The 26,725-nt window shown below is 72.4% G+C and carries 23 protein-coding genes; 5 read left to right on the top strand and 18 right to left on the bottom strand.

Annotation, left to right across the window (positions count from 1 at the left end):
* Positions 1–84: 84 nt before the first annotated feature.
* Complete coding sequence (locus tag ACZ7OU_RS30405) at positions 85–2,208, top strand: AfsR/SARP family transcriptional regulator (RefSeq protein WP_470257829.1); 2,124 nt, start codon at positions 85–87, stop codon at positions 2,206–2,208.
* Positions 2,209–2,340: 132 nt separating this feature from the next.
* Positions 2,341–3,207 (top strand): manganese catalase, encoded by an 867-nt coding sequence (locus ACZ7OU_RS30400; protein ID WP_470243858.1) that lies wholly within the window; start codon positions 2,341–2,343, stop codon positions 3,205–3,207.
* A gap of 38 nt (positions 3,208–3,245) precedes the next feature.
* Here the strand turns inward: ACZ7OU_RS30400 and ACZ7OU_RS30395 are convergent, their stop codons facing one another.
* The 12 genes from ACZ7OU_RS30395 to ACZ7OU_RS30340 form a co-directional block, all read right to left on the bottom strand.
* Positions 3,246–4,250: a pectinesterase family protein gene (locus ACZ7OU_RS30395; RefSeq protein ID WP_470257828.1), complete on the bottom strand. Its 1,005-nt coding sequence runs from the start codon at positions 4,248–4,250 to the stop codon at positions 3,246–3,248.
* A 57-nt stretch (positions 4,251–4,307) separates the two neighbouring features.
* Positions 4,308–5,078 carry a pectate lyase gene (locus tag ACZ7OU_RS30390; protein WP_470243856.1) on the bottom strand — a complete coding sequence of 257 codons (771 nt, stop codon included), beginning with the start codon at positions 5,076–5,078 and terminating at the stop codon, positions 4,308–4,310.
* A gap of 142 nt (positions 5,079–5,220) precedes the next feature.
* A complete protein-coding gene (locus tag ACZ7OU_RS30385) occupies positions 5,221–6,495 on the bottom strand; it encodes a pectate lyase family protein (RefSeq protein WP_470257827.1) in 1,275 nt (424 codons plus the stop codon).
* Positions 6,496–6,506: 11 nt separating this feature from the next.
* Entirely contained in the window at positions 6,507–7,424 is a 918-nt protein-coding gene (locus ACZ7OU_RS30380) for a DUF6807 domain-containing protein (RefSeq protein WP_470257826.1), read from the bottom strand.
* The gene (locus tag ACZ7OU_RS30375) at positions 7,421–8,638 is read right to left on the bottom strand and encodes a Gfo/Idh/MocA family protein (RefSeq protein WP_470257825.1); all 1,218 of its coding nucleotides are present in this window, start codon (positions 8,636–8,638) and stop codon (positions 7,421–7,423) included. Before ACZ7OU_RS30375 ends, ACZ7OU_RS30380 begins: the two co-directional genes overlap by 4 nt.
* Positions 8,638–9,747 carry a Gfo/Idh/MocA family protein gene (locus ACZ7OU_RS30370; RefSeq protein WP_470257824.1) on the bottom strand — a complete coding sequence of 370 codons (1,110 nt, stop codon included), beginning with the start codon at positions 9,745–9,747 and terminating at the stop codon, positions 8,638–8,640. Before ACZ7OU_RS30370 ends, ACZ7OU_RS30375 begins: the two co-directional genes overlap by 1 nt.
* Positions 9,744–10,304: a DUF624 domain-containing protein gene (locus ACZ7OU_RS30365; protein ID WP_470257823.1), complete on the bottom strand. Its 561-nt coding sequence runs from the start codon at positions 10,302–10,304 to the stop codon at positions 9,744–9,746. The genes ACZ7OU_RS30370 and ACZ7OU_RS30365 overlap by 4 nt, the downstream gene beginning before the upstream one ends.
* Positions 10,305–10,309: 5 nt before the next feature.
* On the bottom strand, positions 10,310–11,155 hold the full coding sequence (locus ACZ7OU_RS30360) for a carbohydrate ABC transporter permease (RefSeq protein ID WP_470243850.1): 846 nt from the start codon (positions 11,153–11,155) through the stop codon (positions 10,310–10,312).
* Positions 11,152–12,135, bottom strand: coding sequence for a carbohydrate ABC transporter permease (locus ACZ7OU_RS30355; protein ID WP_470257822.1), 984 nt, complete (start codon positions 12,133–12,135; stop codon positions 11,152–11,154). The genes ACZ7OU_RS30360 and ACZ7OU_RS30355 overlap by 4 nt, the downstream gene beginning before the upstream one ends.
* 3 nt (positions 12,136–12,138) lie before the next feature.
* Complete coding sequence (locus ACZ7OU_RS30350; protein WP_470257821.1) at positions 12,139–13,422, bottom strand: ABC transporter substrate-binding protein; 1,284 nt, start codon at positions 13,420–13,422, stop codon at positions 12,139–12,141.
* A 206-nt stretch (positions 13,423–13,628) separates the two neighbouring features.
* Positions 13,629–14,810, bottom strand: a complete 1,182-nt coding sequence (locus ACZ7OU_RS30345) for a Gfo/Idh/MocA family protein (RefSeq protein WP_470243847.1) — start codon at positions 14,808–14,810, stop codon at positions 13,629–13,631.
* 211 nt (positions 14,811–15,021) lie between these two features.
* Positions 15,022–15,990 carry a pectate lyase family protein gene (locus ACZ7OU_RS30340; RefSeq protein WP_470257820.1) on the bottom strand — a complete coding sequence of 323 codons (969 nt, stop codon included), beginning with the start codon at positions 15,988–15,990 and terminating at the stop codon, positions 15,022–15,024.
* A 229-nt stretch (positions 15,991–16,219) separates the two neighbouring features.
* On the opposite strand from ACZ7OU_RS30340, the gene ACZ7OU_RS30335 reads away from it, so the two are divergent.
* Positions 16,220–17,197 carry a LacI family DNA-binding transcriptional regulator gene (locus tag ACZ7OU_RS30335; RefSeq protein ID WP_470243845.1) on the top strand — a complete coding sequence of 326 codons (978 nt, stop codon included), beginning with the start codon at positions 16,220–16,222 and terminating at the stop codon, positions 17,195–17,197.
* Here ACZ7OU_RS30335 and ACZ7OU_RS30330 read toward each other — a convergent pair.
* The 6 genes from ACZ7OU_RS30330 to ACZ7OU_RS30305 form a co-directional block, all read right to left on the bottom strand.
* On the bottom strand, positions 17,194–18,435 hold the full coding sequence (locus ACZ7OU_RS30330) for an FAD-binding protein (RefSeq protein ID WP_470257819.1): 1,242 nt from the start codon (positions 18,433–18,435) through the stop codon (positions 17,194–17,196). The genes ACZ7OU_RS30335 and ACZ7OU_RS30330 overlap by 4 nt on opposite strands.
* Before the next feature lie 55 nt (positions 18,436–18,490).
* Complete coding sequence (locus ACZ7OU_RS30325; protein ID WP_470257818.1) at positions 18,491–19,522, bottom strand: Lrp/AsnC family transcriptional regulator; 1,032 nt, start codon at positions 19,520–19,522, stop codon at positions 18,491–18,493.
* 196 nt (positions 19,523–19,718) lie between these two features.
* Positions 19,719–20,486, bottom strand: coding sequence for a hypothetical protein (locus ACZ7OU_RS30320; RefSeq protein WP_470257817.1), 768 nt, complete (start codon positions 20,484–20,486; stop codon positions 19,719–19,721).
* Entirely contained in the window at positions 20,483–21,070 is a 588-nt protein-coding gene (locus ACZ7OU_RS30315; protein ID WP_470257816.1) for a papain-like cysteine protease family protein, read from the bottom strand. Before ACZ7OU_RS30315 ends, ACZ7OU_RS30320 begins: the two co-directional genes overlap by 4 nt.
* A 199-nt stretch (positions 21,071–21,269) precedes the next feature.
* Entirely contained in the window at positions 21,270–21,860 is a 591-nt protein-coding gene (locus tag ACZ7OU_RS30310; RefSeq protein ID WP_470243840.1) for a DUF6801 domain-containing protein, read from the bottom strand.
* Positions 21,861–22,042: 182 nt separating this feature from the next.
* Complete coding sequence (locus tag ACZ7OU_RS30305; protein ID WP_470257815.1) at positions 22,043–24,784, bottom strand: AfsR/SARP family transcriptional regulator; 2,742 nt, start codon at positions 24,782–24,784, stop codon at positions 22,043–22,045.
* 277 nt (positions 24,785–25,061) lie between these two features.
* Between ACZ7OU_RS30305 and ACZ7OU_RS30300 the strand changes: the two genes are divergently transcribed.
* Positions 25,062–25,769: a S1 family peptidase gene (locus ACZ7OU_RS30300; RefSeq protein ID WP_470257814.1), complete on the top strand. Its 708-nt coding sequence runs from the start codon at positions 25,062–25,064 to the stop codon at positions 25,767–25,769.
* Between the two features lie 135 nt (positions 25,770–25,904).
* Positions 25,905–26,720 (top strand): SDR family oxidoreductase, encoded by an 816-nt coding sequence (locus tag ACZ7OU_RS30295; protein WP_470257813.1) that lies wholly within the window; start codon positions 25,905–25,907, stop codon positions 26,718–26,720.
* The last annotated feature ends 5 nt before the right edge of the window (positions 26,721–26,725 follow it).

The following is a 26,725-nucleotide window of genomic DNA, read 5'->3' as shown; positions in this document are numbered from 1 at the left end:
CTTTCACCCGGTCGACGTATCTCGCATCGCCCACTCCGCTCCTGTACGCCTGAGCGCGGACGCGTCCGCGGCGGAGGGGCGGGGATGGTCGGGAACACCACCGGCGGAGTGGACCTCGGAGTGCTGGGACCGTTCGAGGTCCGGATCGGCGGTGCACCGCGGGACGTCGGCGGGCCGCGCCTGCGGACCCTGCTCGCCGTGCTCACGGCGGAGGCGGGCCGCGTCGTGAGCGTCGCCGCGCTCGGCCGCGCGCTGTGGGGCGAGCGGCCGCCCGCGCACGCGGACCGGACCGTGCGGACGTACCTGTCACGCCTGCGCGGCTCCCTGGGTCCCCACCTGATCCTGACCCGCCCGCCGGGGTACGTGCTGCGCGTCGGGCCGGAGGCCCTCGACGCGGCGCGGTTCGAACAGCTCGCCGCGGAAGGACGCCGGGCGCTCGCCGCCGGCGAACCCGGCACCGCGCGCGAACACCTGGCCGCCGCTTTGGCGCTGTGGCGTGGGACCGCGTACGAGGAGTTCGCCGGGGTGGAAACCCTGCAGGCCGAGGGGATGCGGCTGGACCGGCTGCGCCACAACGCCGTCCAGGACCGGATCGACGCGGATCTGGCCACCGGCGAGGACACCGGCCTGATCGCCGAGCTGGAGTCGCTCACCGCCGCCTTCCCCGGCCACGAACGGCTGTGGGGACAGCTGATGACGGCGCTCTACCGCGCCGGGCGCCAGGGCGACGCGCTGGAGGCGTTCCGCCGGGCTCGGCACGGGCTGATCACCGCGTCCGGCGTGGAGCCGTCGCCGGTGCTGGCCCAGGTCCACCGGCAGGTGCTCGCCCACGACCCGGGGCTGCTCCCGGCCCGGTCCGGCGCCGTGGTGACCGTCCCGGACGACGCGCTGGCCGCCGGCGAGCACGCCCTGCTGGAGGACGGCGACCTGCGGACCAGCCGCGAGCACTTCGAGACCGCCTACCGCCGGGCCGAGCAGGCCGGGGACGGGGACGCACTCGCCCGCGCGGCACTCGGCCTGGGCGGGGTGTGGGTGCACGAACACCGGACGGCCGCCGCGTCGGAGCTGCTGCTGACCCGCCTGCGGCACGCGCTGGCGGAGGTCGACCCGGCGTCGGCGCTCGCCCGCCGGCTGCGGACGCGGCTCGCGGGCGAGGAGGACTACCAGGCCGTGCGGCACGACCGGATCCTGGCCGTGGCCGAAGAAACCCGGAAAGCGGGCGACCCGATCGCGCACGCCGAGGCGCTGAGCCTGGCCCACCACTGCCTGCTCGGCCCCGACCACACGGCCCGGCGGCACGCGCTGGCCACCGAGCTGGTCGGGGTGAGCGGGCGGTCCGGGCGGCGCACCGACCTCGTCATGGGCGTGCTGTGGGACACCGTCGACCTGTTCCTCGCCGGCGACCCGCACGCCCAGCGGCGGCTCGGCGAGCTCGACGACCTCCTCGCGGCGCGCAAGCACCTGGCCGCGGGGTTCGTCGCCGACGCGGTCAAGGTCATGCTCGCCATCCGCGCGGGCCGGTTCCGCGAGGCCGAGCAGGGTGCGCAGGCCTGCGCGGAGCTCGGCCAGGCGGCCGGCGACCTGGACGCACTCGGCTGGTACGGCGCGCAGCTGGTGGCGATCCGGTGGTTCCAGGGCCGGCTCGGCGAGCTGGTGCCGGTGCTGGACGGGCTGATGCACTCCCCCACGCTCAGCCCGATCGACAACTCGTACTACGCGGCGCTGGCGGTGGCGGCGGCTTCGTCGGGCGACCGCCGGACGGCCGCGGGCGCCCTGGCCCGCCTGTGCGGCGGCGACCTGGGCGCGCTGCCGCGGTCGAGCACGTGGCTGATTTCCCTGTGCGGCGCCTCGGAAACCGCATACCTGCTGGAGGACGTCGAGACGGCGACGCGGGTTTCCGAGCTGCTGCGGCCGTTCGGCCACCTGCCGGCGATGGCGAGCCTGGCCATCGCGTGCTTCGGCTCGATCCACTACCCCCTCGGCACGGCGGCCCTGACGACCGGCGACCTGGACCGCGCGGTCGCCCACCTGCGGGCGGCGGTCCAGCACAACCTGGCTCTGGCCCACTGGCCGGCGGTGGTGTTCTCCCGCCGCCGCCACGCCGAAGCGTTGGTCCGGCGCGGCGGAGCGGGGGACGCGGTGGCCGCGGCGAGCGAACTGGCGGCGGCCGAGGAGGAGGCCCGCGGGTTCGGCGAAGCGGCTCGGTGAGGACCGCTCCCCGACGAATCATGTGGGAAATCACGGCTTTCGTGATTATCGCCCGGGCGGCCGGGAATTCGCAGCTTCCGGCCACCGGTTCCGCCCCGGGAACCATCGGCGCCGAAGCAAAGGATTCCTCGCGTGTTCCGTCACACCAAGCTGCTGCAGTTCGAAGCCAAGCCCGAAAAGCCCGACGCCGTCTACGCCCACAAACTGCAAGAACTCATCGGCGGCGCGTTCGGCGAGATGAGCGTGACGATGCAGTACCTGTTCCAGGGCTGGAACTGCCGCATCGAAGGCAAATACAAGGACCTCCTCATGGACACCGCCACCGAGGAGATCGGGCACGTCGAAATGCTCGCCACCATGGTCGCCCGCCTGCTCGAAGGCGCTCCCGCAACGATGACCGCCGAAGCCGTCAAGGACCCGGTCATGGCCGCCACGCTCGGCGGCATGGACGTCCAGCAGGCCATCGTCGCCGGCGGTGGTGCGCTTCCGGCGGACAGCAACGGCTACCCCTGGAACGGCCGCTACATCGTCGCCTCGGGCAACCTGCTCGCCGACTTCCGCGCGAACGTCGCGGCCGAAGCCCAGGGCCGGCTGCAGACCGCCCGGCTCTACGGCATGACCGACGACCCCGGGGTCAAGGCGATGCTGCAGTTCAACCTCGCCCGCGACACCGTCCACCAGAAGCAGTGGCTGGCCGCGATCGAAGAGCTGAAGGCCGACGGCCTCGAAGAGGAAATCGTGCCGAACGCCCTCCTCGACGAAGAAGACCAGACCCACAACCACACGATCTGGCACCTTTCCGACGGCCCCGACGGCGCCAAGGGCACGGCTTGGACCACGGACGCGGACATCGAGTACCTGATGGAACCGGAACCACTCGGCGGCCCGGGCACGGCTCCGAAACCCGACCCCGCGCTCTACAGCACCTACGCCCCGCTCCAGGACGCCAAAGGCACCGTGAAAGGCAAGGCCAAGGCGGCCAAGAAGAAGCTGACCTGACCCGGCGGCCCGGTGCGTCACCGGACGCACCGGGCCCGTCAGTGCACGGGGTTCCACCCGTCGCCGCCCGCGAGGTAGCGCTGCGCGGTGAACGTCGCCGCCTGGGCCGCGGTCAGCTGTGGCCGGTCGGTGCCGGTCCCGGCGCCCGGCCCTGTGTTGCGGTACTCGAAGAACCGGGCGTCCTTCCACGAGAAGCCGGACATGTCGGTCCACGGTACCGGCTTGATCGCCGCCGGCAGGACCGTCTCGCGGATGACGACCTGCGCGATCGCGTCGACGTCTCCGCCGGGGTGCCACGGGCGGCCCAGGTAGAAGCTCGCGGTCGCGGCCGGGCTGAGGACCTTGCTGCCGACGATCAGGAAGCCGTACGCGTCCGTCCGGCGGGTGCTCGCCGCGGTCAGGTAGCCGTTGGGGTTCGAACCGCGGTCGAGTGCGGTGATCGTCGCCCGGTCGAACACCGCCGTCGCGCGGCCGAACAGGAAGTCGACGTCCCCGCTGATCGCGCAGTTCCGGTAGTACTGGCGGCCGGCCGTGCCGGTCGCCGCGGTGTCGGCGTACAGCGTGTCCTGGTGGCCGAGGAACGTGACGTTGTCGAAGACCATCCGGTCGCCGGTGGTCTTGACCGCGACCGCCTGGGTCGCCGTGATCTCCGGGTGGGCCTTGCGGTCGAAGGAGTTGCGGAAGGTCAGCGCGCTCGCCGTGAAGCCGTTCGCGGCGATCGTCGCGGTCGCGCTGCCGGTGGTGCCGTACGTCGTGCCGTCGGGTTTCGGGGTCCCGCCGGCGTTGTCGTAGTCGACGACGACGTCGGACGCCTTGCCGGTGGTGCCGCGCAGGGTGATCCCGGTCTTGGCCGCGGGCACGGTGATCACCTCGCGGTAGGTCCCGGGCTTGACCGACACGGTGCCACCGGCGGACACGGCGTTGATGCCGGCCTGGACGGTCGTGTAGTTCCCGGAGCCGTCCTTGGCGACGACGACGTTCGCGGCCGCGGGTGGGGCGAGAGTCGCCGCGGCCAGCGCCGAGGCGATGAGGAACGCGAGCATGGGGCACCTCCACGGGGACGCCGGGGGTACCGGACGGCGGCCGGCACCCCCGGACGGTTACTGGTAGGTGATGTTGGCGGTGGTGTAGAGGCAGTTGGTCGAGTCAGGCCCGCTGCCGATCTTGGTCGGTTCGCCGCTGGTGACGCCCTTGTACTTCTCGCAGGGCACGATCTTGCGGCTCGAGTCCCCGACGATGGTGATCCGGGTCAGCTTGGCGGTGTCGCCGTAGTTGGTGTTGATGCCGACGAGCGTCTTGCCCGGCACGGTCGCGGTGACGTTGTCCACGACGACGTTGCGCTTGTACTGCGTCTTGCAGTTGCCGCAGGAGCGGTACAGCTTGCCGAAGTCGTTGACCTGGAAGTTGCGGATGTACATGGTGCCGGGACCGTTGTGCTGGAACACCTTGTCCGACGCCTTCCGCGCACCGCCGCCGTCGATGGTCATGGTCTGCGAGGCGGAGGTGCCCTTGAACGTCGCCGCGTCCTCGCCGACGTCCTCCCACCAGACGTTCAGCAGGGTGCAGGTGCCGAGGCAGTGCACGCCGTCGGCGGCCGGGTTGCCGAGGACGACGTTCTTCAGCGTGGTGCCGTTGGACAGCTCGAAGATCGGGCCCTGGTCCTCGTCCTGGCCGCCGGTGCCGAGGTCGCCGGTGCCGTAGAACCGCTTGAGGCCGCCGTCGTAGGTGCCGCTGGTGACCTTGATGGTCGCGCCGACCGCCTGACTGGCGGTGGGACTCGGCCACGAGGCGGCGCTCGCGGACGGGCCGGCGACGATCACGGTGGACACCGCGAGCGCGGCGACGACCGCGGCCCGGGAAATCGGGGACATGCTCATCACTCCTTGGGTCTTCCCTTGCGGAAAAGGGTCCTGGCGAGTGCTGAAAGCGCTTTCTCAGTCTCCGGTTCCCGGGTTCGGCGTGTCAATGTCACCGGCCGCAGGGATCACCCTGTCGCCCGGATGCCCGCCGTTTTCAGAAAACGGGACCGGCGCCGAGCAGCACCCGCGCGGGCACCGCCCACGTCGGATCGAGGTGGTCGACCAGCGTCGGCGTCCAGCCCACGTCCGGGCCCAGATCCGGATCGTTGGCCGCGTTGTACTCCGCCAGCAGATCCACCGGCCGGGGCGGCGCCGCACCGGAGGAAACCAGCGTCCCGGTCGCGTGCAGCACCGTCCCCTTCCAGTACTCCACCAGCGCGCCGAGCGGCACCGACGCCGGGATCCGGAAGAAGTTGTTCTCCGCGTAGATCCGCGACTCGACGCCGACGCCGAGCGAATACGTGTAGGCGGCCGGATCCCGCACCAGATAAAGGTTGTCGTAGACGTGCACCTGTCCGTACCGCACCCGCGGCGCGCGCTGGCCGATCTCCGAGAAGAGGTTGTGGTGCACCGAAACCCGCAGCTTCCCGACGTCGTAGGTCGGCTTGTCGGTGTTGCCGATCAGCATCGTCTTGTCGTGGTCGTGCAGCCGGTTGTCCGACACCGTCACGAGGTCCGAGCCGTTGACGATGTCCAGCAGTCCGTCGTGGACTTCGTACTTGCGCCCGAAGTACGTGGGCTGCGCGGTGTTCCCGCCGTCGCTGAACTCGTTCTGGTTGACCCAGACGTGCGTCGCGCCGACGAGGTCGACGTTGTCGTACTCGGAGTTCCAGTTCCCGTCCGCGCCGTCGAGGGGGTCCCACTGGGGAAAGCAGTCGTGCGCGTCCGAGAACCGCAGGTTCCGCAGGATCACGTTGTCCCCGGTGACCCGCAGCGTCAGCCCGTGCAGGGTCGCACCCCCGAGCCCGTAGATCGTCGTGTTCGGGCCGACGTCGAGCACCACCTGCGCCGCCTGGTTCGCCTGCGACCGGGCTCGCGCCTCCTCGAGCGGCCCCGAAGGCTCGACCTTCCCCCAGGTCGCCGGGTCGTACGCCGCCAGGTACGCGGGCAGGCTGTAGGCCGGGTCGGCGAAGTCGTCGCAGGTCCGCGGCCGGTCGCGACCGTCCACATTGCCCTCGATCGTGCCGCGGACGTAGACGATCTTCGGCGCGCCCGGGTGCGCGGCCAGCGCGGCGGCCAGCTCCGAACGCCGGGACACCGTGTGGACGTCGCCGGGTGCGGCCGCCGCTCCCCCGGTCGTCCCCGCGCCCCAGCCGTCGTGCGCGCCGAGCACGACGCGGCCCGGGTCGTGGCCGTGGGCTTCCGCCGTCCCGGCGGTGAGGGTGAGTCCGAGCAGGGCGAGGCACCCCGCGAAGGCCTTCCAGCGCATGTCGGCTCCTTCTACTCGGCCGCCCGGGCCGCGAGCTCGGCCAGCCGGGCGGGCTCCGGATCGCCGTCGAGGACGACGACGTGGTGGGTCAGCGTCAGCTCGTCCCCCGGTGCGAACACCCACGGCCGGTGGTAGGTCGTGGCGAAGCTGACCACCGGGAACGGCTCGGCGCGCACGTACCAGGCCGTGGGGAAACCGGGGTCGGCCGGGCTGTCGGCGAACAGCAGCGTCGAGAACCGCAGGCTCTCGTCGTGCCGGCCGGTGAACGCGAGCCACGGCGCGCGGTGCCCCATCGCGCTTTCGGCTGAGCGGCCGTCGGACGTGCGGACCGTGCCGCCGACGAACGAGCGCGGCCCGCGCCAGAACAGCCCGCCGTACCCGGCGGTCTCGCGTCCCTCGGTCACCGGGCTCCCCCAGCGCAGCTCGCGGCCGCTGGTGTTGCACAGCCGGCTCGTCCAGGTGAGGGTCCAGCCGTCCGCCGAGACGTCGCCGAAGCGCAGCGTGCGGTGCTCGGTCAGCCACCGCCGGCCCGCCGCGGTGCGCCAGGCCAGCTCGTGCCGCAGCTCGCAGTACTCCGCGGCGCTCACGACGCTCTCCCAGCGGACGTGGCCGACGGTGCCGTTGTTGTCGAGCGGGGTGTACCCGCGTCCGCGCACGTAGGTCCGGCCGCCCCAGAAGTTCTCGCCCGACAGGTGGGCCATGGTGAACTGCAGGCCGTTGTGCCAGGTGTGGTCGTGCGGCCGGACCGCGGTCACGGTCTCGCCGGCGGTGGTGCGCAGCGGGTGCAGGTACGGCTTCGGCGAGTCCCCCGCCGGCGTCGACGGCGCCACGACGTACTCCGCCAGGACGACGTCGCCGAGCTGGACGCGCACCCGGCCGTCGTCCTCGGCCAGCTCCAGCGTCCCGTTGCCGACCGCCGCCCGGCTCACGCCGGTTCCCCGATTTCGCCGAGCAGCTCGTCGACCGGGACCGGCGCGCCGGTGGCCAGCGACCGGTTGGCGGCCAGCCCGGTGAGCAGCGCCTGCAGACCGGAGTCGTGGTCGGCGGCGCAGCCGAGCGGGTCCGGGTCGGCGTCGCCGAGCAGTTCGGCGAGCATCCGTTCGTCCCCGCCGCCGTGGCCCTCACCGAGGGGTTCGTCCAGGATGACTTCCGGTGGTTCCCAATGTCGTTGCCGAGTCAGCCGGGCCCGGCCGCTTTCCCCGGAGTCCGTGGCGTACTCGTTCTCCCGGACGTCCAGCTCGAGCCTCCCCGAGCTGCCCGAGAACGCGACGCGGTATCCCTCCCGCGGCGAGTACGCGTGCAGGTGGTAGTTCAGGACCACCCCGCCGCGGTACCGGACGAGCACCGACACGTCGTCCTCGATCGTGACGCCGGGTGCGAACACGTCCTGGTTCCGGACGTAGCCGTCTTCGTGCTCCGCGGCGCGGTAGAGCGCGCGCAGCCGGGGCGACGCCTCGAGGTCCAGCGCGAACCGGTCATCGGTGTGCCGGTGGCCGTTCTCGTCGCCGTAGAAGAACAGCCCGCCCAGTGCGAACACCGTCTCCGGGCCGCTGCCGAGCCACCAGTTGACCAGGTCGAAGTGGTGGCCGGACTTGTGCACGAGCAGGCCGCCGGAGTTCGCCTTCTCGCGGTGCCAGCGCCGGAAGTAGTCGGCGCCGTGCGCGGTGTCGAGCAGCCAGCTGAACTCGACCGAGCCGATCTCCCCGATCGCGCCCGCGGCCAGCAGCTCGCGCACGCGCCGGTGCACCGGGTTGTACCGGTAGTTGAACGCGACCCGCACCGAGCGTCCCGTCTCGCGACGGGCGGAGAGGATGCGTCGCGCGCCGTCGATGTCCGTCGTCATCGGCTTCTCGGTGACGACGTCGCAGCCGGCGTGCAGCGCGGCGACGACGTAGTCCGCGTGCGTGTGGTCCGGCGTGCACACCACGACGACGTCGACGCGCTCCTTCGCCAGCATGGCGGCGAAGTCCGCCGGCCGGTAGCCCGGCACCGAAGCCCCGAGCCATCCATTGTGGACCCGCATGCGGGTTTCGTTGTGGTCGCAGAAGGCCGCGAGCTCGGCCCGCGGCGAGCCGGCCAGCGCGCGGGCGAACAGCTGGGCGCGCGAGCCCAGGCCGACGATCGCGTAGCGGCGCACCACCATCACGTCTCCTCTCGGGCGAGGGTCCAGGGCAGGGCGAGTTCGGAGAACAGCGCGAGCCGCTCGGCCGCGGTGTCGACGGCCCGATCGACGCCCGGCACGACGAACCGGCGCTCCGGGCCGGTGCCGACGGCCCGGGCCTGGGGCAGCCGCCTCGGCTCCGGCGCGTCGCGGACCGCCTCGACCAGTGCGGTGAACGCGCGGGTGGCGGCCAGCGGAGCGAGCAGCGGCACGCCGTCGCGCAGGTGCTCGACGAGGTTCGTCAGCAGGTCCTGCGGCGGCCCGACCGGCACCGGCTCGTCGCCGACGAGGACGACGTCGGTCTTGTAGTGCCACCGGATCCGGCCTTCGGTGCCGTGGATCAGCACGTACGGCTCGTGGTCGGCTTCGGCGGCGAGCGTCGCGGCGGCGACGACGTCCGGTGCGCCGGCGAAGCGCAGGCGGGCGCACGCCGTGTCGTCCGACTCGATGTCGCGGGCGCGGTACAGCTCGACAGCCGTGCGCTCGGGCAGCGCCCCGGCCGTGCCGTTGAGCAGCAAGGCGGTCGCGACGGCGTGCGCGAACGGGTTCGTCAGGGCGCCGTCCACGACCGCCCGCCCGTCAAGCCGGCGACGGCCCGCCCAGGCGGTGCGGGAGAAGTAGCGGTCACGCCGGATCCACGCGCCCGCGGCGGCGATCCCGGTGACCGTCCCGATCGCACCCCGGGCCAGCGCGGCCCGGACCACCGGGACCGCGGGCGAGCCGAAGCTCTGGAACCCGACCTGACAGGCCCGGCCGCGGGCCCGCTCGGTCAGCTCGTCGAACGCCGTCAGGTCGAGCACCGGCGGCTTCTCCACGAGCACGTGGCAGCCCGCGGCGAGCGCGAGGCGGGCCAGGGGCAGGTGCGTGTGCGGCGGAGTGGCGATCACGGCGATGTCCGCCGGCACGCGGGCCAGCAGCTCGGCGGGGTCGCGGGTGAACACCGGCACCAGCTCGCCGGCCCCGTCCGGCGGCTCGCGGACGTCGCACGCGCCGGCCAGGACGATCTCGCCCCGGTCGTGCAGCGCCCGGGCCCGGCGCAGGTGCGTGCGCGCGTAACCGGTCGTGCCGAACACCACCACCGCAGGGGTCATCGGCGGCCGCCGGTCGCCACGGCGGCCAGTGCCAGCGGCCCGGCGACCAGCAGGGCCAGGATCGGCAGCATCCACGCGAGCACGACCGCGAGGCCGATCGCCCCGGCCAGGAGCAGGGCGTTCCCCGGCGCCGACGCGGTCTCGCGAGCGGCCGTCACGACCGCGCGCCGCCAGGACGGCTCCCCCGTCGCGACGACCTCGCACGTCCGCAGCGCGACGACGGCGGCCCCCGCCGCCAGCACCCACAGCGCCGGCCCCAGCACGCCGGCTCCCGGCATCGAGCGCACGACTTCGAGGTCCACCGCGAACAGCACCGCCCCGGCGAGGCACCCGAGCGCGAAGAGCAGCCCACCCCGGGCGGACTGGCGGAAGTCGGCCCAGAACGTCGTCCACAAGGGACGCCCGATGCCGTGGCGCGTCCGGTCGAGCACCCGGCAACCCGCCGCGAACGCCGGGGCCGCGGTCACCACCGGCACCGACGCGAGCGCGACGAGCAGGCCGGTCAGCAGGCAGTCCGAAAAGTCGGTGAGCCCGGTTCGCCACTGGGTGGTGCGCATGGTCGTCACCCCTTCAGGCCGCTGGTGCTGACGCCTTCGACCAGCAGGCGCTGGAAGGCGAGGAAGAAGAGCACGATCGGGACGAGCGCGAGCGCCGACATGGCGAACATCGCGCCGAAGTTCGACTCGCTGCTCGTGTCGACGAACAGCCGCAGGCCGAGCGGCACGGTGAACTTCTCCGTGTCGTTCAGGTACACCATCTGCGTGAAGAAATCGTTCCACGTCCAGATGAACGTGAAGATCGACGTCGTGACCAGCGCCGGTTTCGACAGCGGCAGCACGACGTGCCAGAACGTGCGGTAGACGCTGCAGCCGTCGATGATCGCGGCCTCGTCGAGCTCGCGCGGGATCCCGCGCATGAACTGGACGATCAGGAACACGAAGAACGCCTCGGTGGCCAGCAGCTTCGGCAGGATCAGCGGGACGAACGTGTTGACCAGGCCGGCCTGCTGGAAGATCACGTACTGCGGGATGAGCGTGACGTGGTAGGGCAGCATCAGCGTCGTGATCATGAACGCGAACAGCGCGCCGCGGAACCGGAACTTCAGCCGGGCGAACGCATAAGCGGCCAGTGAGCACGACAGCACGTTGGCCGCCACGGACAGCCCGGCGACCAGGAACGAGTTGAGGAAGAAGCGGCCGAACCCGACGTCCGCCGCGCCTTCCCAGCCCTTGGTGTAGCCGTCGAAGACGAACCGCGTGGGCAGCAGCGACAGCCGGGACAAGATCTCGTCCGGCGGCTTGACCGACGCGAACGCCAGCCACACCAGCGGGTACAGCACCACGGCGACGATCACGAGGCACAGCACGTGCCGGCCCGCCGAACGCGCTGAGCGCGGGAGCACGGTCATCGGCGCTCCCCGGTGTTTTCTACGTCATCGTAGAACACCCACAGCTTCGCGGTGCGGAACACGATCGCCGTCACGATCGCGATCACCACGAGCAGCACCCACGCCATCGCGGACGCGTAGCCCATGTGGAAGTCCTGGAAGCCGACCTCGAACAGGTAGAGCGTGTAGAACAGGTCCGCGTCCGCCGGGCCGCCGCGGCCGCCGCCGATGACGAACGCCGGGGTGAACGCCTGGAACGCGTGGATGGCCTCCATCACGAGGTTGAAGAAGATCACCGGCGAGAGCATCGGCAGGGTGATGTGCCGGAACCGGCGGAACGCGCCGGCGCCGTCGATCGCGGCCGCCTCGTGCAGCTCGGCCGGGATCTGCTTGAGGCCGGCCAGGAAGATCACCATCGGCGCGCCGAACTGCCAGACCCCGAGCAGCACGATCGAGGCGAGGCTGAACTGCGGGTCGTCGACCCAGCTGGGCGTGTGCCAGCCGAAGAAGGCCAGCACTTCGTTCACCGGCCCGCCGCCCATGAACAGCGCCCGCCACACCAGCGCCGCCGCGACACTCGCGCCGAGCAGCGACGGCGCGTAGAACGCGGCCCGGTAGAAGCCGCCTCCGCCGCGGCGGGTGTTGAGCAGCATCGCCACGAGCAGGGACACCGTCAGCTTCAGCGGCACCGAGACCAGGACGTAGATCAGGGTCACCTTCACCGACTGCAGGTAGCGGTCGTCGTCGGTGAACATGCGCGCGAAGTTGCCGAAGCCGACCCACTTCGGCGAGGTGAAGAGGTCGTAGTCGGTGAAGGACAGGTAGAGCGAGACGACCATCGGGCCGACGGTCAGCGCCACCGCGCCGAGCAGCCAGGGCGTCAGGAACGCGAAGGCCTCCGGCTGGGTCTTGCGGCGGCGCCCGGCCGGCCGGTCCCGCCGCCGGACCCGCGCGGCCGCCTCCGAAGCGACCGGCGGGTCCGGGGTGCGCACGGTCGTCATCGGCTAGCCCAGCGCCTTCGCGGCCTCGGACATGAACCGGTTCACGGCGTCGTCGACGCTCATCCGGCCGAACGCGACTTCTTCGTAGGTGCGCTGGAGCAGCTTCTGGATCGAGCCGGCGCCCTTGGGCGGGACGGACGGCGCGGCCCCGAGCTTCGGCTCGAGCGCGGCTTCGTAGTCGTAGAGCGTCTTGTCGGCACCCTTCGCCGACGGCGCGAGCTGGGCGCGGACCTTGAGGTTCGGCGCGAGGCCGCGGTCGGTGCCGACGATCTTCCCGACCTCGGGATCGTTGACCAGGAAGTCGACGAGCTTCGCCGCCGCCTCCTGCTGGGCGCTGCGCGCCGCGACCGACAGGAACATCGACGGCCGCCGGTACTGCCCGTTGGTCCCGTCCGCGCCGGTGGGGTACGGCGCCACGTTCAGCGGCTTGCCGTTCGCCTTCTGGTACGCGGGCAGGAGGTTGTCGTAGGCGAACTCGGAACTGGTCAGCTTCTTGCCGAGCGGCGACTGCTCGGGCGAGGTGTTGTAGGAGGCCGTGACGTCGGCCGGGGACGCGCCCTTGGCGTCGCGGAACCGGCCCGCGAGCTGCCAGTACCGGCGCAGGTCGTCGGCGGCGAACCCGAGCTTGCCCGCCGGCGTGTAGAACTGCTTGCCCTGCTGGCGCAGCCAGATCTCCAGGGTCGTGTCGAGGATGCCGAAGTCGGTCGTGCCGCTGGATCCGCCCGCGGCGCTGATCTTCCGGGTCGCCTCCGCGAACTGGTCCCAGGTCAGGCCCTTGGCCGGGTCGGCGCCGGCCGCGGTGAACGCGGCCGGGTCGTACAGCATCGCCGGCGTGTTCTGCGCCCACGGCACCGCGTACCGCTTGCCCTGGTAGACGCCGGTGGCCGCGAGCTCGGGGTTGATGTCGCCCAGCGCGATCGCCTTGCCCGCGCCCTCGTTCAGGTCGGCCAGGACGCCGCGGCCGCCGTACTCGGCCAGGTAGCGGGTGTCGACGTTGAGCACGTCCGGCGGCTTGCCGCCCGCCGTCTGCGTCGCCAGCTTCTCCCAGTAGGCCGCGTACGCCGAGAACGACGTCTGCACCTTGATCTTCGGGTTCTTCTGCTGGAACAGCTCGACGGCCTTCTTGGTCAGGTTCGCCCGGCCGTCGCTGCCCCACCAGACGAACGTGATGGTCACGTCCCCGCCGTCGCCGCCCGGGTCCGAGCCGCACGCGGCGACCCCGGTCAGCAGCAGCGGCACCACCGCGGCCAGCGCGACGAGCGTTCGCCGCTCTCTTGTCCGACGCATCGAGCTCTCCGTTCTCAGCCGGTCAGCACTTTCTGAAAACGCTGTCAGCGCGCTCACGGTAGGCAGTGGGCGCGAGTCGTGTCAACGGGCGATTCGGAGCAATAACCCTTGTGCAGCAATGTGTTCGCCGTTTCGCGGGCAGCTTGAGAAAGCGCTTACAGCACACCTGGGTCGAGGCGGGCCGCCAGCGCGAGGGCACCGGGGCGTTACCCGGTGCGTTGCGCGCCCCGCCGGACGGCGCTCGCCCACGGGACGCCGATCTCGGAGAACAGCGCCAGCCGGTCGGCGGCCACGGCGACCTCCTCGCCGATCCCCCGGACCACGGGGTGCCGGCTCGCCCCCTCGCCCGCCGTGCGGATCCAGCCGGCCGGGATCCGGGACGGCGACGGCGCGTCCCGCACCGCCTCGACCACCGACGCGAACGCGCGGGTGGCCGGCAGCGGCGCGAGCAGCGGGACCCCGGCCGGGTCGAGGTGGTGGGCGACCAGATTCCGCAGCAGGTCCACGGGTTCGCCGAGGTGCACCCGTTCGTCGTCGAGCTCCAGCCGGTGGCTCTTGTACCAGAACTTCGCGCGCCCCCGCGAGCCGTGCACCACCACGTACGGCTCGTGGTCCTGCTCGGCGCACAGCGACGCGGCGACGACGATCTCGGGCCCGCGGTCGAAGCGGATGCGCAGGCACGCCGTGTCGTCGGCTTCGATGTCGCGCGTGCCGTACAGCTCCAGGGCGATCTCCGCCGGGTCGCGCCCGCCGACCCCGCCGACGAGCAGCGCGGTGGCCACCGCGTGGGAGAACGGGTTGGTCAGGGCGCCGTCGACCACGGCTTCGCCGTCCAGCCACCGGCGGCCCGCCCACGGGTTGCGGCGGTAGTAGGCGTCGGTGCGGATCCACGCCCCGGCCGCGCCGACGCCGACCACCTCGCCGAGCTTCCCGGCCGCGATCGCCGCCCGCAGCACCGGCAGCGCCGGGGAGCCGAAGCTCTGGAAGCCGGTCTGGCACGCCGAGCCGTTCTCCGCGGCCAGCCGGGACAGCGTCCGGAACCCGGCCAGGTCGAGCACCGGCGGGGTTTCCAGGAGCAGGTCGCCGCCCGCCCGCAGCACCGCGCCGCCGACGCGGACGTGCGCGTGCGGCGGGGTCGCGACCACGGTGATGTCGGGACGGCAGCGGCGGAGCAGGTCGTCGACCCCGACGTGGGCGGTGCCGCCCTCGGGCAGCAGTGCGATCGCCGCGGCCGACGGCACCCGGACGTCGGCCATGCCGGCGAACCGGACCAGGCCTTCGTCGTGCAGGATGCGCGCGCGGTGCAGGTAGCTGAACGCGTAGCCGGACGTGCCGACCACGGCCAGCCGCGGCGGGTCCGCGACGGTGCGGCGCCTGCTCCCCGACATGGGTCTCCGATCGGCGCGGCCGGGTGCGGCCGCGCGGGAACTGACGAATGGGCAGTTCGGGAGAAACTTCCGGTCGTCACGGTAGGGCGTTCGCGACAAGTGTGTCAATGGTCGGAACCCTGTTTCGAATTCGTCGAACGCCGGGTACTCCGAACGGCGGTGGCCGGTTCGAGTAAGCGCTTACTCGAACCGGCCACACTCTCGCCGCCGGTCAGATCCGGCCGACGCCCGCGCCCGCGGTGACGGTGGCCTTGACCGTCGAAGTCGGCTCCAGCGTGAAGGAATACGGCGCCGTCGACATGCTTCCGGTCCGGGTGATCTTGTTGGTGCAGCCGCCGAAGGAGTTGCCCGACTCGTTCAGGTAGCCGTCGACGTCACTGTCCCCGGTCGTTTCCAGGCACACCTTCGTCGATTCGAAGACGTTGTTCTGGGCGAGGAACTGCGCGTTCATCCGCGAATGCACGGCGGAATCGGTCACGGCGTGGAAATAGTTGTCGTAGGCGTGCCCGGTGCCGAACCGCAGGCTGGGCAGCCGCGAGTTCACGTTCTCGAACCAGTTGTGGCTGTACGTCACGTGCAGCTTGCCGGTGTCCTCGGCCGCGTTGCTGTCGCTGTGCCCGACGAGGGAGACCTTGTAGTGGTCGTGGAACTTGTTCCAGGACACCGTGATCCCGTCGGCGGCGTGGCTGATGTCGAGCAGGCCGTCGTAGTAGTCCTTGCCGTGGTCGAGGTCGGAGGACAGGTCGTTGTGGTCGACCCACACGCGGGTGGCGCCGCGCTGGATCTGAATGGCGTCGGTGCCGACCGCCTTCGAAATGGCCAGGTTGCGGATGATGACGTTCGACGACTTGTCCACGGCGAGCCCGCCGCCGGTGAAGCCGGACCCGGACCCGACGCCGAGGATCGTCTTGTTCGACCCGATCTTCACCAGGGTCTTGCTCGCCAGGGCGATCTTGCCGCTCACCCGGACCGTCCGGGCCGTCGTGCCGGTCACCGCGCTGGTGAACGCCGAAGCCGTGGTCACGGTGACGGTCTCACCGCCCGCGCCCCCGGTCGTGCCGGCGCCGAAACCGACGGGAGAACTTTCGTAGGCGGCGTGCGCGACCCCGGTGGGGACCATCGCCGCGGCGAACGCGGCCGTGGCGAAAACGCGCAGGCAGAACCGGTCTTTCCTGGTCATCAGGCACCTCGAAGGGGGTGGGGACCCGCGCCCCGGGAACGGGGAACACGGCGGAGACTCCGTTCTACGATTTGCAGCAAAACCAGGTCAACGATTTTCAGGGTTTTCACCGGAAGCCCAGCCGAATGGCCCTGCGGAGGCCGGATCCTCGCTGCCGCAAGGCGATCCGTTGTTGACAACGCTGCCGGGCGTTTCCATGATGTTGCGCAGAGCCTGCCGAGGAGTAGCCGTGAGCGTGACCATTCACGACGTCGCCCGCCGGGCCAACGTGTCGATCTCGACCGTGTCGCGCGCGTTCACCTCACCCGATCTGGTCCGGCACCAGACCCGCAGCCGGGTGCTGGCCGCGGCGAGCGAGCTCGGGTACCACGCCGTCGGCACGACGCAGCCGGTCGCCCGCACCGGGCACATCGGCATCGTCGTGTCGGACCTCGGCAACCCGTTCTTCACCGGCGTGCTCGACGGCGTCCAGGCCCGGGCGCGCCAGGACGACGTCGCCGTGCTGTTCGCGAGCAGCGACCAGGACCCGGCGACCGAGCAGAACCTGGTCCGCCGGATGGCCCGGCAGGTCGACGGCGTCGTGCTGGGCAGCCCGAGCATGACCGACGACCAGCTGCGCGCGCTCGCCACGCAGACGACCCTGGTGCTGCTCAACCGCGAGGTGCCGGGGATCCCGTCGATCGTGATGGACGCCGCCGACGGGATGCGCCAGGCGATCGAGCACCTGGCCGCGCTGGGCCACCGCCGCTGCGCCTACCTCGGCGGCCCCCGGATGTCGTGGGCGAACCGCGCCCGCCGGGCGGGGCTGGCGGAGGCGGCCGAGCGGCACGGCACGGAGGTCGTCGAGTTCGGCCCGTTCCCGCCGGTGTTCGAGGGTGGGCTGCAGGGCGCGGACCTGGCGCTGGCCGCGGACGTGACGGCGATCGTGGCGTACAACGACCTCGTGGCGTTCGGGGCGCTCGCGCGGCTGAACGCCCGGGGCGTCCCGGTCCCGGACGAGATCAGCCTGGTCGGCTTCGACGACCTGGTCTTCGCGGCGATCTCGGCCCCGCCGCTGACGACGATCGCGATGCCGACGGAGGCGGCGGGCCGCGCGGCGGTCACCATCCTGCTGGACCTGCTCGACGGCGACGCGGACGAGCACACGACCCAGGTGCTCGACACCTACCTCATCGTCCGGGCGACGACGGCTCCCCCGGCGGGCTAGCCGCCGAAGACGTGGCGGTCGAGGAAGGGGTTCCGGAACTTGCCGGCCGGGTCCAGTTCCCCCGCCAGAGTCCGGAAATCCGTCATCCTCGGATACGCGCCGGCGGTGTGGAAGAGCTTGCCCCAGTGCGGCCGCGCACCGAACGGCGCCAACCGCTCCTCCAGCACCGGGAGCACCGCCTCGACCTCGGGCTGGCGCGGCTGCCACGTGAAGTGCAGCGCGACCCGGTCGCCGCCGTGGCACGGGCTCAGCCACAGCTCGTCGCCCGCGATCGCGCGGATCTCCGACACCAGCAGCAAGGGCGCCAGCAGGTCGCCGATCCCGCGGACCGCCCGCACGGCCGCGACCGCGTGCTCGTACGGCACGAAGTACTCCGACTGCAGCTCGTCTCCCACGCTCGGCGTGAAGGCGAGGGCGAAGTGCGGCAGCCGCTCGTGCCACGGGCCCGGCACCCCTTGCTGGGGCGTGCCGTTGCCGGCGGAGATCCCGGCCGCGTGCGCGGGGTGACGGGGTCCGTCGGCCGGGACCGCGCCGAACAGCCCGGGCCGCGGCGTGAACGCGTCCACGCGGCTCTTGACCCAGACCTGGTCGATCGTGTCGTTCGCCCAGTTCGTGAACAGGCTGACGCTGTAGCCGGCGTCTTCGATCTCGTCGAAGTGCCGGTCGGCGGCCTCCCAGGGCAGAGCGTCGAAGACGTCCTGGCGGACGTCGAACGCGGGCTCGACGTCCAGGGTGATCCGCGTGACGACGCCGAGCGCGCCGACGCCGACGACCAGCCCGGGGAACTCGGCGTGGGCGCGGGTGAACGTCCGCAGCTCACCGTTCGCGGTGACCAGCTCGATCGCGGACACGGCGGCGGCGAGTCCCGGCTGCCGGCGCCCGGAGCCGTGGGTACCGGTCGCGACGCTGCCGGCCACGGTGATGTGCGGGAGTGACGCGAGGTTCGCCAGCGCGAACCCGGCGGCGTGCAGCTGCTCGGCGAAGTCGCCGTAGCGGGCGGACCCGCCGACGGTCACCGTCCCGTCGCCGATCTCCACCGGGACGTCGAGCGCGCGCAGGTCCAGCAGGACGCCGCCGGGTGAGTCGGCGATGTCGTTGAAGCAGTGGCGGCTGCCCAGAGCCTTGACCCGCGACGCCGCCGCGACGGCCTCCCGCACCTCGTCGACCGTGCGCGGAGTCACCACCGAAGCCGCGGTGTACGCGTGGTTCCCCGCCCAGTTCGACTCGCCCACGCTCATGGTCCTTCCACCGTGCCGATCCCCGCCTCCGACCCTACGCGGGCCCGGGCGGCGGTCAGCGGGCCGGGATGATCGCCTGGTGGGTGCCGCCGAGGCCGTGCGGGCTGAGCAGCCGGCCCATCCGTTTCGGCATCCGCAGCGTGATCGCGCGGTCGAGGACGCGGGCACCCGGTGCGGCGGCCGCCAGCCGCGTCTCGTAACCCGTGCAGCCGGCCGGCTCCCGCAGCCACGCCGACACCACCAGGTTGCCCTCCCCCACCACCGCGGCCGAGAGCCGGGTCTCCGGCAGCTGCGCGATCGCGGTGCCGGCCCGGTCGAGGTCGTCCGCCGCGATGTCGAGGCGGTAGCCCGCGATCACCGGCCAGCCCGCCGGGACGTGCGCGAGGTCGCAGCGGAAGTCGAGCTCGTGGTTGCGCAGCATCCGCGCGAGCGTGCGGCGGACCGCGGACTCGCTCATCCGGCAGTCGCGGGCCAGCTCGGCGTAGCTGCGCCGGCCGTCCGCCCCGAGGGACTCGACGAGCGCGCGCAGGTCCCGGTCGTCCCACTGCTGCGGGACGACCAGCCGGGCCTGCACCGCCGTCTCGTCGAGCGCCGCGCGCTGTTCGGGGGCGAGCGCGTTGACCAGCCAGCCGCTGCCCTCGCGGTAGACGCGCGTGGCGACGGCGAACCGCACCTCGCGCACCCCGGGCAAGGCGCCGAGCCGGCCGGTGACCAGCTCGTCGAGCGCGTCGAGGTCGCGCGCGGCCAGGGAGAGGAACAGCGAGAACCGGCTGGTCGTGCGTTCGACGCTGAACACCGACGGCCACCCGCACAGCTCCCGGGTCAGCCCGGTCAGCGCGTCGGGGCGGCAGGCCAAGTCGACGTAGCCGACCGTGGTCGTCGGGGCCGTGGCGTACGCGGTCAGCCAGGCGAGCCCGGCCGCCTGCAGCCGGTCCCACCGGCGCGCGGCCGTCGTGGCATCGGTGCCGACGGCGGCCGCGATCCGCGTCCAGGGCGCCCGCGGGTCGCGTTGCAGCGCCTCGACCAGCGCGAGGTCCGGACCACTCGGCCGCGCCGGTTCCGCCTGGGCGACCGGGGAAACGGGCATGGCGCATTCTGACCCGATCATGATCACCTGCCAAGAGGGCCGCCGGGCATCAGCATGGGACGCGGTGCCGGGCGGGCTCCACGACATCACCCGCGCAGGGAGCGGCCGGCGCACGAGACGCGCGGCAGCACTGGCGTGTCCCCACGACATCACCCGCGAAGGGGGCCGCCGGGCACACCGGCGGCCCCTCGCCGACCTACCTACGCCGCAGCCGCGGAGCCACGACCACACCCGCCGCCAGCACCAGGGCGCCGCCGAGCACGAACGGCAGTACCGGCGTCTCCCCCGGGTCCGCGGCCGGGACCGCGCGCTCGCGGCCGCCGTAGCCGCCGCCCGCGCCGTCCGTGTCGTAAGCCGAGCCCGGCAGCTTGTCCGCGTACCGCTCGTGCAGCGCCGCGCGGTAGTCCCGGACGCTCAGCTTCGTGCCCGCGGGCAGGCCGGTGACCGAGCCGTCCAGCACCGTCAGGTCGTCGCCGTGCACCGCGTACCAGGCGTTGACCTGCGGTTCGTGCAGGAGGTAGCCCCCGGCCGCGGCCTCCGCGTACTTCCGCTCGTAGTCGCCGGACGCGACGTTGACGACGTTCCAGGCCGCCCCTTGCCGCTCGGCCCAGACCGTGGCCGTGGTGCCGTCGCCGGTCCGCGCCGGGACCGCGACGTACGCGAGCGCGGCCGGGACGTCCGACGTCCCGGCGACGAACGCCGCCGTCGGCTCGTAGACCGCGACCTGGGTGCGCGGGTCGGCGTTCGCCGTGGTCGCCGCGGCGGCCGCGTGGGCGCCCGGGAACTTCGTCGTCGCGAGCCGGTCGAGGGTGGCCCGGCCGCCGGTGACCTGGCCGATCGCGGCGGTGTCGGCCGCGGTCGGGGTGCCGGCGGGCCCGGTCGCCGCGCCCGCGGTGCCGGCCGTGGTGAGCATCGCGGCGCCGGCCAGCACGGCCGCGCCCAGCGCTTTCTTCAGCACGCTCATCCCTCGATCCCGTACAGCGTGTGCGTCCACTGGAACTGGTTGTTCGAGCGGTAGGTGTCGTAGTTCATGGAGTTGTAGCGGCTGTTGTTCGGCCACGGGTCGCCGTATTCCACCTTCGTCGCGCCGCCCGAGTTGTCGTACCCGTAGAGGACGTGCATGTGGCCGCCGCCGGAACGCCAGCCGATGCGGGTGCCGATCGGCTGTCCCGCGTCGATCTGGTTCTTGATGGTGGTGAAGGAAAGCACCTGCCCGTTCGAGTTGTACGACCCGACATTCGCGAAACCGAGCGAACGGAACACCCGCTGCTGGTCGGACAGATACCCCTGGTTGTTGGCGCAGTCGGAGCCGGACTCGTTGTGCGCGATCTGGCAGAACCGCGTCTGGGAAAGCGAATATCCCCAGAAGTCGGCGATCGTGTTCCCGCTGGCGTCCCAGCACCACTGGTCCTTCTGCTGGGCCTGCATGGTGATGCCGAGGTCGGTCCGCGCGGCGGCCGCGGTCGCGGGCGCCTGCAGCGCGACGACGGCGGCCACGGCGGCCGAAACCGCCGCGAGTCCACGCAGGACTCCTGATGTGGTTTTCACGAAGTGGTCCTCCACTCGGTGACGATTCGACGTGGTGGCAGGGAATACTCCGCGCCCGACCGGCGAATCGGTACCTACTAAGGGAGGATCACGTTGGGAGCGAACGGTTCCGGCGGATCCCGGCATTTCCCGGGTGCCGGAATCCGGCATCGGCTCCGGCCCGCCGGGTGGATTCCGGCGGGCCGGAGCGCGCGGTGGGTCAGCCGACCGTCGTCGTGCCGAGGGTGGCGTCCTGGTCCGGCGGGTCGAGCGTCAGGGCGACGTCGAACTCGCCGAGGCCGCTGTCGGTGACGACGTGGGTGGTCGCCGCGGAGTCGACGCTGCTGGTCGCCTCGCCCGCCGGGGTGCCGGCCGGGACGGTGAAGTCGACCTGGCCCTGTGCCGTGAACTTCAGGCTGCCGTCGGCCGGGACCGGCGTCTCCGGGATCGGCAGCGCGATCGGGATGGCCACGGACTGGCCGCCGATCGCGACGTTCACCCGGGACGTGATCGTGCCCGAGATCTTCGTGGCACCGACGAGGCGCAGGCCGTCTCCGGCGGCTTGGCCGGCATCGACGTCGAGACTGAACGGCACCGAAACCGGTGTGCCCGCCGTGGCGGTCGCGGGGATGTCCGCCTTGACCACCACGGTGACCTGCTGGTCGCCGATCAGTGGAAAACCGCCTTTGTAGGTCAGCGATTTCTCGGCCGCCGCGGCCGGTCCGGCGGAAAGCACGGCCACCGCGCCCGCGAGCAGCGTGGCCAGTGCGATTCCGAGGAAGCGCTTTTTCCGCACGAGGGTTTCCGTCATGTCTGGTCCTTTCGTCGTCGAACGGCCTTTCGGATGCTAGGGGGAAACTTCCCAACCGGCCAATGTGCTTTTCCGTGGCCAAGAAATTTGTCACGCGGATTTGCGTCGCGGACATTGTTTTTTGTGACGCGCGTGCGAGTGGCGGTCCTCGAACGGCAGCGGCGGCGTGTGGGCGACGAGCGTCAACGGCGGGCCGGGGACCGGCTCCGCCGCACCTGCTCCAGCAGCTCCAGTCCGGTGGTTTCCCCTTGCCGGTTCCCGGTTTCGCGGAACACCCGCAACGCGCGGTCGCACACCCCGCGCGCCTGCACCCGCTCGCCCGCCGCCAGCAGCGTCTGCCCGATCCCGAGCAACGCGTACGCGCTGCACCGTTCGTCGTCGAGCTCCTCGAGGATGCCCAACGCCGATCGCAGGCACGTCAACGACTCCGGCAACGCGCCCAGGTCCCGGTGGAGCGTGCCCAGTTCGGTGAGGACCTTCGCCTCGCGGTGCGGGTCGTCGATCTCCCGCGCCAGCTCACGCGCCTGGTGCAGCCACGCGTCCGCCTCCGCGAACGAGCCCAGCGACGCATACGTCGTGCCCAAGGAGTTCCGCACCTGCGCGACACCCCGGCGGTCACCGGCTCGCTCCAGGCCCGCCAGCGCCCGGCGGTAGAAGCCGAGCGCCTCCCGGGGCCGGTCGCGAACCCGCGCTACCGTACCGAGTCCCGCCACCGCGAGCGCTTCCCCGCGCACGTCGCCCAGTGAGGCGAACAGCGACGCCGAACGTTCCATGTCCTCCACCGCCGCCGCGTACTCGTCGTGGTAAAGGCGGACTTGGCCGAGGCCTCGGTACAGCACCGCCGCTCCCGCGGTGTTCCCCGCCGCCTCGACCGCGGCCAGCGCCGTCAGGTGGCTGCGGCGCCAGTCGTCGTACGCGCCCCGCAGGTCGTAGAACGGGACCGCCGTCGCCGTCAGCTGCCAGGCCAGCTCGTCCAGGCCCGCGTCCGCGGCCAGCTGGACCGCGGCCGCCAGCAGCTTGCGTTCCGCGGTGAACCAGCCCAGCGGATCGGTCACCCGGGCGGTGACCACCGGTGCACCGACCGCCGGCCCGGTCATCGCGCCGAACGCCGGGGGCAGACCGGCCGCGGCTGTCTTCGCCAGCGCCAGCAACACCGTCAGCACCCGGGCGAGGGCTTCGCGCCGCGACGGATCCTCGGCCAGGAGCTCCGCCGCGTAGCACCGCAGCAGATCGTGCAGCCGGTACCGGGGGTTCCCGCCGGAATCCCGCCCCGCCAACGCGACGAGGTTCGCGTCGACGAGCACGTCGAGCACCTCGTGCGCGCCGTCGCGGTCCAGCAGCGCGTCGACCACCCAGCTCGGGAAGTCCTGCGCGCCCAGCACCGCGGTCCGGCAGAACGCCGTCCGCGCGTCGGCCGGCAGCTGGCGCAGGCTCAGCTCGAAGCTCGGCCGGACACCGAGATCGCCGACGCGCAGCTCGCTCAGCCGGCTCGACTCGTCGGCCAGCCGGTCGTGCAGCGTGCGCAGGCTCCACGCCTGCCGCCCGGCCAGCCGCGCGCCGGCGATCCTGATCGCCAGCGGCAGGTAACCGCAGCAGCGGACGATGGCCGCCGCTTCGGCCGGCTCGCCGACGACCCGGTCGACGCCCGCGACCCCGGCCAGCAGCCGCGAAGCCTCGTCCTCGCCGAACACCGTCAGCTCGACGTGCTTCGCGCCCGCCAGCTCCGGCAGCCGCCCGCGGGTCGTCACCAGCACCGCGCAGCCGGCGTCCCCGGGCAGCAGCGGGCGGACCTGCGCGGCGGCCGCGGCGTCGTCGAGCACCAGCAGCACCCGCCGCCCGGCCAGGCGCGAGCGGAACAGCGCGGCCCGCTGGCCGAGCCCGGCGGGGACGGTGTTCCCGGTGACGCCCAGCGCGTGCAGGAAGTCGGCGAGCACCTCGGCCGGGTCGCGCGGGGTGCCGGTGCCCGCGAGGTCGACGTACAGCTGGCCGTCGGGGAACCGGTCCGCGACGCGGTGGGCGACGTGCATGGCCAGTGCCGTCTTGCCGGTCCCCGGCGCTCCGGTCAGGACGACCGGTGCCGGGCCGAGCGCCGTTTCCAGCTCCCGGACGTAGACTTCGCGGCCGGTGAAGTCGGGCAGGTCCGCAGGAAGCTGGCGCAGCGGCGGCGGAACCACCGGCGGCGCCGCGAGCGGCTCGCCCGCGAGGATCGCGGCCTGCACCGCCCTCAGCTCCGGCCCCGGTTCGACGCCGAGCTCGGCGACCAGGCGCTCCCGGGCCGTCGCGTACGCCCGCAAGGCCTCGGCCCGCCGTCCCGCGCCGGTGAGCGCGAGCAGGTACTGCTGCCAAAGCCGTTCGCGGTAAGGGTGTTCGGCCAGCAGCACGGTGAGCTCGGCGATCGCCGCGTCGTGCCGCCCCAGCTTCACCTGCAGCGAAAGGCGTTCCTCGACGGCGGCCAGCCGGTTCTCGACGAGCCGCCCGAGCTCGGCGTCCCAGACGGGCGCGGTCGGCAGGTCTTGGAGGGGATCCCCGCGCCACAGCGATTCCGCCTCGGCGAGCAGCTTCAGCGCCGCCTCGGGCGCGGCCGCCCGCGCGGCGCCGGCGACGAGCCGGGTGAACCGGTGCGCGTCGACGTCGCCGGGGTCGACGACCAGCGAGTAGCCCGGGCCGTGCGTGCGCAGGACGGGCCCTTCCGGCAGCAGCCGGCGCAGCCGCCACACGTAGGTCTGCAGGTTGGCGGTGGCGGACGTCGGCGGGTCGCCGGGCCAGATGGTGTCGACGAGCTGGCCGGGCGTCACCGTCCGGTTCGCGTTGAGCAGCAGGTGCGCCAGCAGGACCCGCTGCTTCGCCCCGCCGAGCGGCACCGGCCGGCCGCCGACCGTCACGAGCAACGGTCCGAGCAGGTGAAACCGCACTTCAGGACCCATCGAGCACCCCGTTCCCGTGCGAGCCGCCCCCCAGGCGGAACCAAGCAGCGGGACTGTAGCCGGACGGCGCCGCGATCCGTGACGGAATCGCGCACATTCGGGACAGGGCGCCAGAACATGTCACTGGCTGGGCCGGACGGCCCACGACGAAAGTCGCGTTTTGGATCAACCGACTATCGGCGGGTATCGGAGATTCACCCACAGCAGTGACGGTAGGCGTGTCCGTCACCACACGTCACCGCGAGACCCCGGTCCGCGGCGGGAGGTTGATCCTCAAGTGCGCAAACGTATCGCGCGAACCGGCGTCGTCGTCTCCGGCGTCCTGCTCTCGGCCCTCGCGGCCGCGGCACCGTCCCTGGCCGCCCAGCCGGCCATCATCGACGGCGGCACCGCCGACTCGCTCCACTCGGCGGCCCGGATGTTCGCCGGCGGGCAGGAGATCTGCTCGGCGACGATCATCGCGCCGGACTGGGTTCTCACCGCCCGCCACTGCACGCAGGGCGCCGCCGGCAAGCCGATCAGCTTCCACGTCGGGGACCTGGACCAGACGAAGGGCACCACCGTCAACGCCACCTCCGTGCACGAGGCACCGGACTCGGACATCGCGCTGGTGCAGATCGACCAGCAGGTGCAGACCGAGTACGCGCCGCTGGGCAGCGAGGGCGACGTCAAGGTGGGCGACCAGGCCGAGGTCTACGGCTGGGGCGCGACCTGCACCGACAAGCCCGAGATCGAGTGCCAGTCGCAGCTGCTGAAGGTCGCGAAGGTCAGCGTCAGCTCGATCGACTGCCCGGACGGCGCGGCCGGCGTCTCGGTGTGCGCGAACCGCGGCGACGGCATCACCGCGGGCGGCGACTCCGGCGGCCCGATGTACGCGAACGGCAAGCAGGTCGGCGTGGCTTCGACGAGCGACCGCCAGTCGTACACGGCCTACATCAACATCACGAAGTACCGCGACTGGATCTCCGCCACCGCGGGCGTCTGAGCCTCTTCGCCGCGTCCACTGTGCCCACTGTGTCCGCTATGTCCACTGTGGACACAGCGGGCGCGGCGACCGGGGAAGCGGCACCGGCCGGAAAAACGGTCGAGCGCGGCGGCGCCGGTGGCTAGGGTCCACGGCGTGGCGAGTGGTGAAATCAGCGCCGGATCCGGTCCGTCGCTGGAGGGCCGGGTCGCGGTGGTGACCGGGGTCAGCCGCCGGGCCGGGATCGGTTTCGCGGTGGCCGAGGAAATGCTGGCGGCGGGCGCCGCGGTGCTCGTGCATTCGTGGTCCCCCCACGACGCGGAACAGCCATGGGGCGCCGACCCGGTCGGCGATGCCGGGATCGCGGAGCTGCTCGGCGGCGATGGTCGCCGCCTGCGGCAGGTCGCCGCCGACTTCGCCGACCCACAGGCGCCCGGGCTGGTGGTGGACGCCGCCGTCGAGGCGTTCGGCGCGGTCGACGTGGTGGTCGCCAACCACGCTCGAAGCTCGAACCAGAGCCTCACCGAAGTCACCGCCGCCGAGCTGGATCTGACCTGGGCGGTGAACGCCCGCGCGAGCGTGCTGCTGACCCAGGCGTTCGCCGCTGCCCACGACGACGAGCGCCCCGGCGGGCGAATCATCCTGTTCACCTCCGGTCAGCACCTGGCGCCGATGAGCCAGGAGCTGCCGTATGCGATCAGCAAGGGCGCGATCCACCAGATGACACTCAGCCTCTCCGACGCGCTGGCCGATCGAGGGATCACGGTCAACACACTCAACCCCGGGCCGGTCGACACCGGATGGGCGGACCCGGACCTCACCGAACGCGTCGGGCGTGCCCTGCCCGCGGGACGGTGGGGCAGCCCGGCCGAAGTGGCCCGGCTCGTCCGGTGGCTGGCATCCGACGACAGCCGGTGGATCACCGGTCAGGTCATCAACGCCGAGGGCGGATTCCGCCGCTGGGTGAGGTGACCGGA

It is taken from the genome of Amycolatopsis sp. NPDC114505 (assembly GCF_055633615.1).
Note: the sequence above shows the minus strand (reverse complement) of the source record. Positions and strands in the feature narration are given on the sequence as shown.

Excerpts from the sequence above, each read along its gene's own strand:
- ACZ7OU_RS30395 (WP_470257828.1), bottom strand. The coding sequence starts at position 4,250 with ATGCTCGCGTTCCTCATCGCCTCGGCGCTGGCCGCGGCGACTCTCGCC.
- ACZ7OU_RS30305 (WP_470257815.1), bottom strand. The coding sequence starts at position 24,784 with ATGGGTCCTGAAGTGCGGTTTCACCTGCTCGGACCGTTGCTCGTGACG.
- ACZ7OU_RS30360 (WP_470243850.1), bottom strand. The coding sequence starts at position 11,155 with ATGACCGTGCTCCCGCGCTCAGCGCGTTCGGCGGGCCGGCACGTGCTG.
- ACZ7OU_RS30345 (WP_470243847.1), bottom strand. The coding sequence starts at position 14,810 with ATGTCGGGGAGCAGGCGCCGCACCGTCGCGGACCCGCCGCGGCTGGCC.
- ACZ7OU_RS30325 (WP_470257818.1), bottom strand. The coding sequence starts at position 19,522 with ATGCCCGTTTCCCCGGTCGCCCAGGCGGAACCGGCGCGGCCGAGTGGT.
- ACZ7OU_RS30355 (WP_470257822.1), bottom strand. The coding sequence starts at position 12,135 with ATGACGACCGTGCGCACCCCGGACCCGCCGGTCGCTTCGGAGGCGGCC.
- ACZ7OU_RS30340 (WP_470257820.1), bottom strand. The coding sequence starts at position 15,990 with ATGACCAGGAAAGACCGGTTCTGCCTGCGCGTTTTCGCCACGGCCGCG.
- ACZ7OU_RS30390 (WP_470243856.1), bottom strand. The coding sequence starts at position 5,078 with ATGTCCCCGATTTCCCGGGCCGCGGTCGTCGCCGCGCTCGCGGTGTCC.
- ACZ7OU_RS30350 (WP_470257821.1), bottom strand. The coding sequence starts at position 13,422 with ATGCGTCGGACAAGAGAGCGGCGAACGCTCGTCGCGCTGGCCGCGGTG.
- ACZ7OU_RS30375 (WP_470257825.1), bottom strand. The coding sequence starts at position 8,638 with ATGGTGGTGCGCCGCTACGCGATCGTCGGCCTGGGCTCGCGCGCCCAG.
- ACZ7OU_RS30365 (WP_470257823.1), bottom strand. The coding sequence starts at position 10,304 with ATGCGCACCACCCAGTGGCGAACCGGGCTCACCGACTTTTCGGACTGC.
- ACZ7OU_RS30385 (WP_470257827.1), bottom strand. The coding sequence starts at position 6,495 with ATGCGCTGGAAGGCCTTCGCGGGGTGCCTCGCCCTGCTCGGACTCACC.
- ACZ7OU_RS30405 (WP_470257829.1), top strand. The coding sequence starts at position 85 with ATGGTCGGGAACACCACCGGCGGAGTGGACCTCGGAGTGCTGGGACCG.
- ACZ7OU_RS30370 (WP_470257824.1), bottom strand. The coding sequence starts at position 9,747 with ATGACCCCTGCGGTGGTGGTGTTCGGCACGACCGGTTACGCGCGCACG.
- ACZ7OU_RS30330 (WP_470257819.1), bottom strand. The coding sequence starts at position 18,435 with ATGAGCGTGGGCGAGTCGAACTGGGCGGGGAACCACGCGTACACCGCG.
- ACZ7OU_RS30320 (WP_470257817.1), bottom strand. The coding sequence starts at position 20,486 with ATGAGCGTGCTGAAGAAAGCGCTGGGCGCGGCCGTGCTGGCCGGCGCC.
- ACZ7OU_RS30310 (WP_470243840.1), bottom strand. The coding sequence starts at position 21,860 with ATGACGGAAACCCTCGTGCGGAAAAAGCGCTTCCTCGGAATCGCACTG.